This is a genomic window from Thermococcus sp. SY098 (assembly GCF_035621495.1).
GTDB lineage: Archaea > Methanobacteriota_B > Thermococci > Thermococcales > Thermococcaceae > Thermococcus_B.
The window spans coordinates 13,444-26,657 of sequence record NZ_CP141821.1 but is presented as its reverse complement, the minus strand read 5'-3'; the positions used below and the strand labels follow the sequence as shown (position 1 = coordinate 26,657).

14 protein-coding genes are annotated in these 13,214 nt (G+C 39.6%); 4 read left to right on the top strand and 10 right to left on the bottom strand.

Annotated elements, in window-relative coordinates:
- Positions 1 to 50: 50 nt before the first annotated feature.
- Complete coding sequence (locus VFC49_RS00135; protein ID WP_324736770.1) at positions 51 to 1,415, top strand: DEAD/DEAH box helicase; 1,365 nt, start codon at positions 51 to 53, stop codon at positions 1,413 to 1,415.
- Here the strand turns inward: VFC49_RS00135 and truA are convergent.
- From truA to tdh, 5 genes are all read right to left on the bottom strand, one after another.
- Complete coding sequence (gene truA / locus VFC49_RS00130; RefSeq protein WP_324735649.1) at positions 1,410 to 2,210, bottom strand: tRNA pseudouridine(38-40) synthase TruA; 801 nt, start codon at positions 2,208 to 2,210, stop codon at positions 1,410 to 1,412. The genes VFC49_RS00135 and truA overlap by 6 nt on opposite strands.
- Positions 2,211 to 2,622: 412 nt before the next feature.
- Complete coding sequence (locus VFC49_RS00125) at positions 2,623 to 3,033, bottom strand: hypothetical protein (protein ID WP_324735648.1); 411 nt, start codon at positions 3,031 to 3,033, stop codon at positions 2,623 to 2,625.
- A gap of 20 nt (positions 3,034 to 3,053) precedes the next feature.
- Entirely contained in the window at positions 3,054 to 4,733 is a 1,680-nt protein-coding gene (gene pheT / locus VFC49_RS00120) for a phenylalanine--tRNA ligase subunit beta (RefSeq protein WP_324735647.1), read from the bottom strand.
- A gap of 10 nt (positions 4,734 to 4,743) precedes the next feature.
- Positions 4,744 to 6,255 (bottom strand): phenylalanine--tRNA ligase subunit alpha, encoded by a 1,512-nt coding sequence (locus tag VFC49_RS00115; RefSeq protein WP_324735646.1) that lies wholly within the window; start codon positions 6,253 to 6,255, stop codon positions 4,744 to 4,746.
- A 74-nt stretch (positions 6,256 to 6,329) separates the two neighbouring features.
- Complete coding sequence (gene tdh, locus VFC49_RS00110; protein ID WP_324736769.1) at positions 6,330 to 7,382, bottom strand: L-threonine 3-dehydrogenase; 1,053 nt, start codon at positions 7,380 to 7,382, stop codon at positions 6,330 to 6,332.
- A 294-nt stretch (positions 7,383 to 7,676) separates the two neighbouring features.
- Here tdh and VFC49_RS00105 point away from each other — a divergent pair, with 294 nt between their 5' ends.
- The 3 genes from VFC49_RS00105 (at position 7,677) to hmgA (ending at position 10,065) form a co-directional block, all read left to right on the top strand.
- Positions 7,677 to 7,919 carry a TRAM domain-containing protein gene (locus VFC49_RS00105; protein ID WP_013466678.1) on the top strand — a complete coding sequence of 81 codons (243 nt, stop codon included), beginning with the start codon at positions 7,677 to 7,679 and terminating at the stop codon, positions 7,917 to 7,919.
- Positions 7,920 to 8,064: 145 nt separating this feature from the next.
- On the top strand, positions 8,065 to 8,817 hold the full coding sequence (locus tag VFC49_RS00100; RefSeq protein WP_013466677.1) for a MinD/ParA family ATP-binding protein: 753 nt from the start codon (positions 8,065 to 8,067) through the stop codon (positions 8,815 to 8,817).
- Between the two features lie 21 nt (positions 8,818 to 8,838).
- A complete protein-coding gene (hmgA, locus tag VFC49_RS00095; protein WP_324735645.1) occupies positions 8,839 to 10,065 on the top strand; it encodes a hydroxymethylglutaryl-CoA reductase (NADPH) in 1,227 nt (408 codons plus the stop codon).
- Here the strand turns inward: hmgA and VFC49_RS00090 are convergent.
- The 5 genes from VFC49_RS00090 to VFC49_RS00070 all read right to left on the bottom strand — a co-directional run bounded on the left by VFC49_RS00090 (position 10,037) and on the right by VFC49_RS00070 (position 13,214).
- The gene (locus VFC49_RS00090; protein ID WP_324735644.1) at positions 10,037 to 10,555 is read right to left on the bottom strand and encodes a hypothetical protein; all 519 of its coding nucleotides are present in this window, start codon (positions 10,553 to 10,555) and stop codon (positions 10,037 to 10,039) included. The two genes, hmgA and VFC49_RS00090, sit on opposite strands and share 29 nt — an antisense overlap.
- The gene (locus VFC49_RS00085) at positions 10,518 to 11,186 is read right to left on the bottom strand and encodes a hypothetical protein (protein ID WP_324735643.1); all 669 of its coding nucleotides are present in this window, start codon (positions 11,184 to 11,186) and stop codon (positions 10,518 to 10,520) included. The genes VFC49_RS00090 and VFC49_RS00085 overlap by 38 nt, the downstream gene beginning before the upstream one ends.
- On the bottom strand, positions 11,173 to 11,889 hold the full coding sequence (locus VFC49_RS00080; RefSeq protein WP_324735642.1) for a hypothetical protein: 717 nt from the start codon (positions 11,887 to 11,889) through the stop codon (positions 11,173 to 11,175). The genes VFC49_RS00085 and VFC49_RS00080 overlap by 14 nt, the downstream gene beginning before the upstream one ends.
- Positions 11,831 to 12,439 carry a hypothetical protein gene (locus VFC49_RS00075; protein WP_324735641.1) on the bottom strand — a complete coding sequence of 203 codons (609 nt, stop codon included), beginning with the start codon at positions 12,437 to 12,439 and terminating at the stop codon, positions 11,831 to 11,833. The genes VFC49_RS00080 and VFC49_RS00075 overlap by 59 nt, the downstream gene beginning before the upstream one ends.
- Before the next feature lie 151 nt (positions 12,440 to 12,590).
- Positions 12,591 to 13,214: a hypothetical protein gene (locus VFC49_RS00070; protein ID WP_324735640.1), complete on the bottom strand. Its 624-nt coding sequence runs from the start codon at positions 13,212 to 13,214 to the stop codon at positions 12,591 to 12,593.

Sequence of the window (13,214 nt, the reverse complement as noted above, 5' to 3'; positions counted from 1 at the left end):
AAAGTCTATAAAGAGTTTTTTCCAAAACTGTCTTTTGATTGACGATGGCCATGGTAACGTTACGAATTCCAAATAAAAGTGCAAAGGTTATCATAGAAAAGGCAGAGCCCAAGGTCTACTTCATGATTTATGAAGCCTTAAGCTACAAGAGAGATTTCGGTAAATGGGAAAAGCCTGAAAGCTTATATGATCCGTATGAGAAGTCTTTTCCCGTAGGTCTGATTCCGAGAGTTAAGAGACTTTTGAATTCCAAGGGTTACCGGGTGAGGATTATAGATGAACGTGAAGTTGAGGGCATCAAGCTGAACTCAGAATGGAACGAGAAGTACAAACTAAGGAGATATCAGCAGAAAGCCGTTAAAAAGGCAATAAAGGCAAAGATGGGTGTTCTTGCGTTACCTGTTGGTAGTGGAAAAACAGTTGTTGGCTTGAGGATAGTCCACGAACTCGATCTTTCTGCCCTTATAGTCGTTCACACTAAAGAACTCCTCTATCAGTGGAAAGAAAAAGTTGAAGAAGTCCTCGGAATTGAAGCTGGCATTGTTGGGGATAACAAATGGAATGAAAAACCCGTAACTGTGGCAATGATTCAGACGCTTCTTTCAAGAGGTGCCGATAAACTTGAGCTCCCCTATGCTATTGTAATTTTTGATGAGTGTCACAGAACTTCAGCTGCTGAAAAGTTCTACCAGCTTGGTATGTCCCTCCCCCAAGTCTACCGCTTTGGGCTCTCAGCTACACCATGGAGACGAATTAGAGGGGAAGAGATAAAGATCGAAGGAGCAATAGGACCTATAATCTATGAGGTCAAGGCAGATGAGCTGATCAGAGAAGGATTCTTGGCAAAACCAAAATTCGAAATTATACAATACAAGTCAAAAATGCCAGCATTAGCTGAGAGATACAAGGAGCTCTACGAAGAAATGATTATGGAAAATGAGGAAAGAAATAAGGCTATAGTTGAAAAAGCTATTGAACTTGCAAAAGAAGGACACAGGGTCTTGATTGATGTCAGGAGAATTGATCACGGGGAAATCTTGGTGAAGATGCTCAAGGAGAGAAGGGTTAACGCTGAGTTTTTAAGCTCTCAAAGCCCCAATAGATGGGAAATTTTTGAGAAATTTAAAAAAGGAGAAATTCAAGTCTTGGTTTCAACTCTGCTTAAAGAGGGGGTTGACATACCAGAAATTTCTGCTATAATTTTAGCTGGCGGGGGGAAGAGTGACATAATGACAATCCAGACCATAGGGAGAGCTTTGAGACCAAAGGATGGAAGAGAAGCGGTAATAGTTGATGTGCAGGATGATGATCCGCTATTATTCACACACTTTATCGAAAGGGAGAAAGCTTTGAAGCATTATTACGGAAAATTCTACGATAATGGTATTTCAACCAAGGTCAAACAAAAATCATAAATAAGATAACCAATCCTTAAACATGCCAGCTTTGACCAAAAAGCTACTAAACCTCTCGAAAAACTCCTGTTTAATCTTTCTGAGTGAGTATTCATCAATTTGAAAGGTAGCATTTTCATATTTTATTTCCCACAGAACAAGATTTTCCGGAGGGGAAGGAGGAAGCTTTTTATCAGTTCTCCCTTCCAGCATTTTTCGTATATCTTCAGTTCCAACAATACCAAAACCACACAGCTTTAATGCAGTTACAATTCTCCTCACCATTTCCCAGAGAAAGCTCTTTCCTTCAATTTCAATTATGATTAAATCTCCTCTTGAGATAATTTCAAGTCTGTTAACTTCTCTTATAGGGTCTTTAAACTTTTCTACCCTGGCAAAGGCAGAAAAATCATGGGTGCCAACGAAAAGTCTGGCACATTCTTTCATTGCATTTACATCAAACCCTTCATCAATCAAGTAGTACCGGTAAATTTTGCTCTTTGCCCAGAACCTCGGGTGGAAGTCATCCGGAACTTGAGCAACCCCTAAAACCCAAATATCTCTTAAATAGTGATTTAAAACTCTGGGCTGGGCTAATTTTGGATTTTCCGTGTTAAATGCAACCACATTTCCCAAAGCACTAACTCCCCTGTCTGTCCTTGATGCCCCTTTAAAATTGGCATTTTCCGGAGACTCAATTACATCAAGCTTTTGAAGAACTCTAATTATTTCGCCTTCCACGGTTTTTAACCCTGGCTGTCGCTGGAATCCATAAAATTTACTTCCATCATATGCTATTTTCAACGCAATCCTCATCTTTTTCGCCTACAATTGGATAATAAGCTTTAGTTATAAAAGACTTTTGGAAATAAAACTTTTATTTTGTTTTTTGGATTTGAAAAATCTTATACATTGCTGTACAATAGTTACCTTCCAAGTTTTTCTACAAACATTGGTGTCTTTTGTTATGTAAATCTTTATAAATGTAAAGGAAAAATGTTCAAATTTAGCCAAATACGTCTTAAATTTTTCGAAACATTGACAATAAAACTGAGACAAAGTTTAAATGCACACGGATGGTTATTATTACTGGGGGTGAAGAGAGTGGAGAACAAATGTATTAGGGATAATGAAGTATTAAGCGCTGTTGAAAACTTCGAGATAATGCTCACTCAGTTGATTAAGATATTGGAAAAGATCAAGAAGAAAAAGCTTAAAGTTTAGTTTTTTAATTTTTAGGCTTCTCAGCCCTTCTTTGATTAACTAAATCACCCAGATATGCAAACCCATACAATGCAACAACTGTACTAACGACCAGTCCTAAAATATCCGTTATGGTCGCCTCAAATCTGTATAGTGTTAATCCCAAAATTCCAACTGCTATAAGGAGAAGTGTCATCATCACTTTTATGCCAAACTCTTCGATATAAGAAACTAAGCCAAAAAGGAGCCACACAACTATTTCAAAGTATATATATGCATCTCTCACACTCCCAGCTTTCCAGTTAGCCAGGGCTATACCGACCATCATTAGCAATATAACAAATCTTCCCCAATCCCTGTGCCTTTCCATAAGTTTTGGGATAAACATTCCGATTAAAAGTCCTATGACAATTACAAATACAACTCCCAAGTTCATTGCACTCACCAAAAATTAAGTTAGGAAGAGGGTTTGTAGAGAGGTCTCAGAAATATCTCAAAAGCTGCAACGGGCATTTCGATACCCCAGTTCTCCAAAACCTGCGGGTGAATTTCTCCAATTATCCCGACCTCTTTGCCCTCAACGATTATCTTTCCAACCCTGCCCGGAATAAATGAGCCGTGCTCTGTCTCTTCAAGCTCATATTCAAAGCCTAAATGGTGCATAATGCTGTCAAGAATTTCTTTGACCTCTGTAAATGTAACTCTTGGATGAGCTATAGCAACTGCTAATTTGCTCTCGCTTACCGTTTTTGTTTCCCTTGTTTCATCAATGAGTGTCGCCTTGCCAACTTCGAAAATCTTTTGTGGATACTCTTCGTGTGTGTTTAAGCTGAGGAATTCCATCAGTGATGGGAGAAGCCATTTTCTCAATGCACTCCATCTCAAACTCACTGGATTTTCGATTTCAACTATATCCTCTTCTGGAATATTCATTTTAGTGAACTGGGCTTCTTTGTTTGTCAGGTTAAACGTCATGACCTCCTGGAGCCCAAAACCGATCATCAGTTCTCTAATGGCATTCTCAAACTCAATGAAGTCGTTTCCCTTTCCTTGAACAGCCAATTTTGGCTCCTCTGGTTCAATGTTGTTGTAACCATAAGCGATGAGCACATCCTCCAATACATCCCTTGCATGCATTATGTCGTCTCTAAACGCTGGGTACTTGAGTTTGGCTTTTCCATCCTTAAGCTCAACTTCATAAAACATTCTCTCTAAGAGCTCCTTAATCTGATCATCGCTTAATTCAATTCCAGCAAGCTTTTTGATGTAATCAAGTTCAACTTCAAATTCCTTTGGGGTTAAATCAGGTGTTTCAATTTCAAAGTCCTTGTAAACAACTTTCACGCTTTTTATCTTTCCGCCGCGCTCTGCTAAAGCCGTTACAAGAACATTTAAAGCGAGCATTATCTTGTTTAGGTTCCAGCCAGTGATGTCTATGAATATGTTTCTTGTTTTTTCAGTGACTTTTCCGTGAGTTTCTGAGTTTATAACTGGAGGCATAGAAAGAACATTGCCCTCGCTGTCAACCAAAAGGGGGTAATATGGCTTTCCTTTAATAAGATGTCCATATTCCTGTCCTTTCTCGTGCTTCTCGAGGATTTCATCAGCGGTCATCTCTTCCTCACAGTTCAAAGGGATGAATTTTATCTTATCTGGCTCAACCGCTTTGTAGTAAAAGGGGGGCTTGAGTTTATCAAAGTCAAAAGTCCCAATTGCAACTTCCCTTCTTTTCCTTCCAAAGGTTAAAGCAATTTTCTCCTGAAGCTGAATCAGCTGTTTAAGGGCTTCCTCATCAAGCCTAATGTTTTCAACAACTGCATAGACTCCATAGGGTCTAATATCCTCAAGCTTCTCATCAACGTAAACAACAATATCGCTCTTCTCAACTTCGTATTCTGGCAAGCCCCTTTTCATTCCCAGTGCCCACTTTACCTGTCTTGCAATCCCCTCAGCACTCCATAAATCTGGTCTGTTTGTGTCTTTTGCATCAGCTTTAAAGTAAATTTTGCCGTTTTCCTCCCAGATGTCGTCGAGCTCACATTTAGCATAAAGGAATAAATCTTCCCACTCCTCAACCGTGAAGGACTTTCCTATGAGCCTTTCCAAATCCTCCTTAGCAACATCGAACTTTGGCATTTTGCTCACCTCACCAAATTATCTTAGCCTCTCTAAGCCACTTTAGATCATAGCTGAAGAGGTACCTTATGTCGTCAATTCCGAGCTTAAACATTGCTAACCTATCAATTCCAATCCCCCACGCGATCACTGGAACATCGATTCCGAGAGGCTTGGTCATCTCCTCTCTAAAAATGCCCGCACCCCCGAACTCTACCCAGCCAAGCTCTGGATGTTTAGCGCTCATCTGGACACTGGGCTCTGTAAATGGATAATAGTCAGGTAAAAACTTCACTTTCTTTGCTCCTGCAACCTCAGTAGCAAAGCGCTTGAGTATTCCAAGAAGGTGTTTAAATGTCAAGTCCTCCCCAATAACAAATCCTTCAACTTGGTTGAACTCTATCAAGTGAGTTCTGTCCAAAACATCTGGTCTGAAGACCCTTTGAATAGCAAAATACTTCCCTGGAATTTGAATATCCTTAGCTAACTGGCGAGCACTCAGTGCTGTTCCATGAGCCCTTGGCATCAGCATCATGGCCATTCTTGGATCCCATCTGTACCCCCAGCCCCTTGAGCCAGTTATCCAGCCATGCTCATGAGAGGCTTTAACTCTCTCAACGAGCTCCTCATTTGGCAAGAATCCATACTTCGGATACTTAAGCTGATAAGTATCTGTCCAATCTCTTGCCGGATGATTTTGAGGCTGGAACAGAGCATCAAAGTTCCAGAATTGGGTTTCAATTAAACTTTCAACTGTCATCTCAATAAAGCCCATCTCAATGAGCTTTCTTCTAATCTTATCAAGAAAAGCTCTGTAAGGCTGCTTTTTACCAGGATAAATTCTCCTAACTGGCGCCCTAATATTAAAGCGCTTGAATTCAACATTTCTCCACTTACCGCTCTTTATAAGCTCAGGTGTGAGGATTGAGATTTCTTCCTTGAGTTCTAAGCCCTTTTCCGCTAACTTAAGCCCCTCTTCGGTTATCTCAACTTCCCTCTCTGTTTTAAGCTCATCCTCTGCAATTTTTCTCCGTTTAAGCTCATTTAACGAGATTAAGTCCTCGATTTCTTTAGCTTCAACTTCACCCTTTTCAGCAAGAATTTTGAGAGCTTTATCTATGGGCCTATCCAAATTCAGTGCCTCTCTTCCCTTCTCTGTAACCTCAAGAACAAGCTTTCCGTTTTCTTTTCTAACCGTTGCCCATCCCTCTTTTCTTAGAATTCCAATTATCGGCTTAAGCTCATCATCACTAAGAACTTCCGTTAAATCCTTGAGAGCCACTCTTCCCCTCTCAGCAAGAAGCATTAGAGCTCTTCTCTCAGGAAGTCCAATTTCAGCGTATTTTTTGCCTGTTTCCGTTAGCTTTACAACCTTCTTCTTCTTTTCGTGAAGCCTTGCAAGCCCTTTGCTTTGAAGCCATAGTACTGCTCTCATTACTGCAACTTGGTCAAGTCCTGTTTCCTTAACAAGATCCTCAAATTTTGCCTTTCTTAAGTCCTTAAGCTTAATGAGAGTTAATTTTTCATGATAACTTAGTTCCATCTTAAACCCCCGCAGAAAATTAGCAAGCATTTACTTAAAAATTGCGGTTAGGAAATAAATAGAGAAGAGGAAGTTCACTTCCTGTGTGGGAAGAAGACAACCTTTCCAGTCTTTCCTGCACGCATAAGCTCAAATGCCTCTTCAAACTTGTCAAAGCCTTTATACTTGTGGGTAATTATCGGGTCTAAATTGAGTTTTCCGCTCTGAAGCAACCTTGAAACAGTGTACCAAGTCTGCCAGAGATGTCTTCCAGTTATTCCATAAACTGTGAGTGATTTGAATATTATCAAGTTGTTAAAGTCAATTGAGACATTCCCTGGAAAGAGTCCAAGTAGAGAAACTCTTCCCGCTGGAGTTACTGCCTGCAATCCCTGTTCAAGGGCCTTTGGAGCACCGCTGAATTCAAGGAATACATCAACACCATTGCCGTCTGTTAAATCCCTGACCTCCTTAACAACGTCTTCCTCAAATGGGTTAATGACAACATCTGCCCCAACTTTTCTTGCCAATTCTCTCCTGAAGTCGCTTGGCTCACTTACTATTACAAGAGAAGCCCCCGCAGCTTTTGCAACTGTGATACCAAGTAGCCCAAGAGGCCCAGCTCCCGTTATGAGCACTGTTTTTCCAGCAACAGGTTCAGCCAGAACTGTATCAACAGCATTCCCTAATGGCTCTTGAAGAGTTGCATATTCTGGAGGAATATTCTTTGGATTCTTCCATGCGTTCTGAGCCGGGACTATTGCATATTCGGCAAAAACACCATCTGTATCAACACCGAAAATCTTTGTATTTTGACAGACATGATAATTGCCAGTCCTACACTGGTAGCACTTGCCACATACTATGTGCGTCTCTGCAGATATATAGTCACCAACCTGTATGTCCTCAACCCCTGGGCCAACTTCCACGACTTCTCCAGCAACCTCGTGTCCCATAATTTGAGGTGGCTTAATTCTGCTCTGAGCCCATTCATTCCATTCATAGATGTGGAGATCGGTTCCACAAATGCTGGTTGCTAAAACCTTAATGAGAACCTCTCCCTCTTTTGGCTTGGGAACATCAACTTCAACAAGCTCAGCACCATAAGCAGGCTTGCTCTTCATAATAGCGATCATCTTATCAGCCATCTTTATCATCCCCATAAAACGCTTACATGAGTATCTAAATGAGAAGCGATATAAACTTTTTGTGCAAAAGGATATCTGATTCCTGTCATACAGTAAAACCCCAATTCAAAAGTTATGTCAAGTAAAAATATGATGATTGCTTATTGATATTTTTAAGAAAAGTTTGCAGATGTATGAAAATCTGTGCTATGAATTTTAGCAACAAAAGTTTTGAAAAACATAAAGAAATACCAAAAAATTTAAATAGCCTCAAAAGAAGCTTTAAGTGCACACATCCCTGCGGTGGTGTCTGAGTTGGAAAATAGGAAGTTTGGTGGAAAGAAGTTTGATAGAAGCAGATCAAGGGGCAGACAACCTCCAGTTAAGGTTGGCGAAAGATATAAGGTCAAAATTGAAGCCCTTGGCAAAGGTGGAGATGGCATAGCAAGAATTAAAGGTTTTGTTGTATTTGTTCCCCAAACTAAAATCGGGGATGAGGTAGAAATTGTGATCAACTCCGTAAAGCAGAAGTTCGCTTTTGGGGAAGTGATTGGATAATTTAAATCTCCAAATTCTTCTATCTCTTTTTACACGCTATCAGATTATGAATTTAGAAAACCTTATATTTTTATAAAATGAAAGTTAAAGTGTGATTCAATTTATCAGGGTCACTTGAAATTAAATTATGGGGCGTGCATAATCTATGGCCGTTGTAATCGTCACAGGGAGAGGCGGGGCCGGTAAGACTACAACAACCGCTAATTTAAGCACATATTTTGCTCAGAGAGAGTACAGAGTTCTCGCAATTGATGGGGATTTATATCTCCCTAATCTTGGATTTCACTTTGGGCTGGAAAATGTAAAATATACAGTTCATTCAATTTTGAAAAATCCAAACCTCGATCCAGAATGGGCAATTTACAAACATTCTCATACCGGTGTCTATGTTATGCCAGGAAGCACGAACCTTCAAGATGTTCTCGGCATCTCTGCAAGGAGGCTTAGGGATATCGTCGATCAAATGAGGTACAAATTTGGTCTTGTTTTTGTGGATTCTCCAACTGGAATACCTTTTGATACTCTACCCACTTTTGAAGTGGCGAATTATCAAATTATAGTGGTCGAAATCGAGCGTTCTCCTATATATTCATTTGAAATTATGGTAGAAAATGAAGTTGAGAAGCTCAAAGCTCTTGGAGATGAATATGGGTTAAAGGTGGGAGTAATATTAAATAAAGTGAGAGAATCCCAAGATGTTGTGGACAAAATTATTGAAACTGTTGAAGATGACATTGGCGTTCCAGTTCTCGGTGTAATCCCATTTGATGAAGATGTCCCCGAATCGGTCAATGTGGGAATTCCAATCTTGGCATATAAGCCGAGAAGCGATGCATCCCTCGCATTTTACGAAAGCGGACAGCTTGTTGAAGAATGGATCTTCGAAAAAGTGAAGTGACTATTTTGGAGGTGTATTTTCATGGACATTGATGAAATCATTGAAAAAGTCGTGAGTGGCGAAATTAAGCTCCATCAAGTTGAAAGATACACCAATGGAGACAAAAAGCTTGCAACAGAAATCAGAAGAAAAGCACTTGAGAAAAAATTCGGGATAAGTTTAGAACACATAGGATACTACTCAATCGATCCAAATCAGGTTATTGGAAAGAATATAGAAAACATGATTGGCGTCGTTCAGATCCCGATGGGTGTTGCTGGACCCCTCAAGATAAATGGTGAATATGCCAAAGGAGAATTTTACATTCCATTAGCTACAACAGAGGGAGCACTGGTTGCATCAGTGAATAGAGGATGTTCGGCTTTAACTGCCGCTGGGGGAGTGAAGACAACAATTATCGGTGACAAAATGACAAGAGCACCTCTCTTAAAGTGCCCAGATGCAAGAAGGGCAAGAGAAGTTGCAGAGTGGGTAAAAGAGAATATAGACTATCTGCAAGAAGTTGCTGTTTCAAAGGTTACAAGACATGGAAAGCTTAAAGATGTTAAGCCATTTATAGTGGGCAACAACCTCTATTTAAGATTTGAATTTGAAACTGGCGATGCTATGGGCATGAATATGGTAACGATAGCGAGCGAGGAAATAATGAAAGTCATTGAAGAAAAGTTCCCAGATGTTAGATATCTCGCTCTGTCTGGAAACTTATGTGTCGATAAGAAGCCCAATGCACTCAACTTCATTTTAGGCAGGGGAAAAACCGTCATAGCTGAGGCTGTTATTCCAAGAGAAATTGTTGAGAAAAAGCTTAAAACAACGCCAGAGTTAATAGCAGAGGTTAATTACCGCAAGAACTTAGTTGGCTCTGCACAGGCTGGAAGTTATGGATTTAACGCTCATTTTGCAAACATCGTTGGTGCTATTTTCTTGGCAACAGGTCAAGATGAAGCCCAAATTACGGAAGGTGCCCATGGTATAACATTAGCAGAGGTAACCCCAGAGGGAGATTTGTACATAAGCATAACGATGCCAAGCTTAGAGATTGGAACAGTCGGCGGAGGGACAAGGGTTCCACCTCAGAGAGAAGCGTTGAGCATTATGGGCGTCGCTGGAGGGGGAGAACCGGCTGGAACAAATGCAAAGAAGTTCGCGGAAATAATAGCGGGAGCTGTTTTGGCTGGAGAACTTTCACTCTTGGCAGCAATAGCCGCAAAGCACCTCGCTAAGGCTCATAAGGAGCTTGGTCGTTAATTCTTCTCTTGTACTTTCTCTTCATGTATTTTGCGGACAGAAAAATGAATGTACTGAAGAATACGCTCACAGCTGACTGAAGCGTGAAAAACATTTCTCTAAAAGAGGGAAATGCGATCAGTAAGATCACAGACATTATCAAGAAGAAATAGGCAAACCCTTTTAAGATACCCCAGTGCTTTTGACGGGCTAAAACTCTGAATTGCTTATCAGAGATAATTTCAATCAGGGATTCTCTCGAAGAACTCGAATAGAATTCTCCAAAAGGGTGAGATAGTGTTAAATCATCAATAACTGAATAAAGGATTATCTCTCTGCTACTGTCAAAAATGTGGAATATTATGAGAAGTTTATCTTCCTCAAGCATATTTAGAGCTTCTTGCAAGCTAAATACTTCCCTAAGATTCAAACCAGAATACTCCTCCAGTATTTCATGAGAGCGAAGCTCAGCATCATTTGTGGGAATCTGGAGATAGCTGACGTAAAACATCCTTGTCCCTCCTTCTTACTCGTATTGTAACTTTGAATATTTTCCATTCACTTTCAACTACATCAACACCCTTCAGGCTGAGAACTGAGAAAGGATAATCCACGGCAAATGCTAACAGCAGAGCAAACAACCCACTAATAAGATACGATAAAAAGTTCTGAAATCCAATGAGTGAGGAGATAACAGAACCTACGGCAACGCTCACGCCAAATGTTACAATGGAACGATATCTATGTCTCTTACCTCCAATCTTCCCCTGACATATCAACTTGAGAAGATACCTCAAGCCACTCTCTTTCTTTATTTTAAACATAAACTTTTCAGATGTTTTGAAGTTTAACTCCAAGGGAACATCGGTGGAAAAAACGTAAAACATTCTGTTCACATCACTTTTCAGCTCGACAACTTGAATGAACTTCTTAGAATTGAACAGAGAGTCTGCAATGCTCTCGAAAAACCAACATTCAGGGTCAATTGAACGATTGACCTTTATCTCTCTTGACACCAATAAATTCTCAATTTCCTTTGAGCACTCTGTAAGAGATTGGCACTCAACCTTAATGTAAACACAAATTTTTGAGTTTTTAACATACTCAACCATATATCCAGCAAACTTCTTACGAAAGCTCACTCATATTCCTCCTATCTCTTATAGTCCACCATAGAAATACAACAATAAGTGGTGAGAACATAAAAAGGAAAAGGAGTGAAACCCCTGCCATAGCATATAAATCCTGCTGGGACACATCTTTTACTCTGTAAAGTGCAAGGACAATTAAAATTGTGACTATTCCAATGTGAATGTACCTTGTCTCTTTAATCTTCTTTTTCTTTTTGACAATCATTCTACCAGAAACCCTAATTGCATCATCACTACTCTCAACAAATCCAAGGTTTTTCAAAAGATAATTTAAAAAGACAGCCACAAGATAAGAAAAAAGAAAGGCAAAATCTTTTGAGGCAAGAAGAATCGTATAGCCAATGTATATCAGTCCAAGTATCGTTGCAAAGAGAATTGATGTCTTAGTATAAACTGGACTAAGCTGAATAGAAGCGAAAGTTTTGAGAAAAAGCTTTCTTTTTGAGTTAAGCCTCTTTGCGTAGGTGGGAATGAAGGGAAGCTTTAACGGAACGGTTGAAGCTATTAAATAACAGTTATCCTCATCTAACTCAACAAAATAAAAGAATTCCTCATATCTCTCATCTATAAACTCCCCTAATATATGTTTCAGCTCACTTTTACTGCCCTTAACCCAGTAGATAAAGCGCATATCACTAAGGGTACGTTCGAAGAATTGTGGATTGAACTCTGCTTTTATGTGATAAAACTCCATACTCCAAAACCTCCCTGTACCCTGTTATGTAGGGAGCAATATCGTAGTAGAGACCAATTAAACTAAGCAATATAATGAGGTTCCAAAGATTGTTAGATATCCACTCAACAATCCCAGGATAAATCCACGATAGGAGGAGAGAGCTCATAACCAATAGCCCCAGCACAAACAGATTTAGCCCATTTGTGAGTCTCTCAACTCTATTTCGAGATAGGATAATGCCAGAGTGAATCTTCTTGGCAACCCTGCTAATGCCACTATCACGGAATATTTTGTATCTTACCTTAAGCAAATAATCAACGATAAAGCCATCCCCAGTAACGAAGAACCACCTATTATCTCCCTGCCTTAATTCTAGAACATAACCGAGTTTATGGTTAAGAAGAACGTCGTGTAAGGCACCCTCAAATGTCAGCACATCTGGATTTAAAAGTGTAACAACTTTTCTGCTCCTAAACCATGCCTCTTTAAGTTCCCAGCTTCTCTTTTCAAGCTCTTCATAACTTTTAAGCTCTTGAAGACGATATATAACCTCCCACTTAGCTTTCATTTTAACCTTTTGTTGATACTCATTGAAGTTTAAAAATTTTATCATGAAAAATTATAACATTGTGTTTAAAAAAGATTTTACCTACATATTTTCACATAGGATGATGACTTTTTCCCTCACTCTGAGCTGTGATGAGGAGCCGATGCACTGACTACTCTTCCCAGCTTTTTTCTTTGTATCCTTTTTTGATGCCTTGAATTGCTGAGATAATCGCAACTGCCCAGAGGAGATAGTTAAATAGATCCTGAAGAGAATTTTGTCCCATCATATATGCGAGTATAAAAGGTACAAATCCAATTAAAATTTGAAGGAGTGTTAAAAAGTCAAGCTTAAATCTTCTTGAGAACTCACCGCTAACGATCCTTCTAAGAATTTCCTTAACAGCATCTTTCTTTTTTACGACAAACACTCGATAGGCTCTCTTCTTCTCAAATTTTATCTTCTCGACACTTGGAAATACATAAAACCATCTGCTGATTCCATCGGTCAGCTCAACAATGTAAATCCTTGGTGGATTATTTTTCAAGAACTTCTCAACCGCTAAGAGCAAATTCGTTTCGTCTGGTTCAATAAGCCTCGCTGGGGAAAATCCCTTGAACCTTATCTCGAGTTCTTTGGCAGCTTCACCTACGGTTTTACCCTCTTTTGTCTCAATTTTGATATAAACTAATCTAAACTCCTTCTTTTTCGCTTTTTTCTTCCTGGATTGTTCATTTTGGGTGCTCTCAATCTTTTTTCTGAAGACAGGTACAGTTGAAGGCGTCGGAATTGGCAT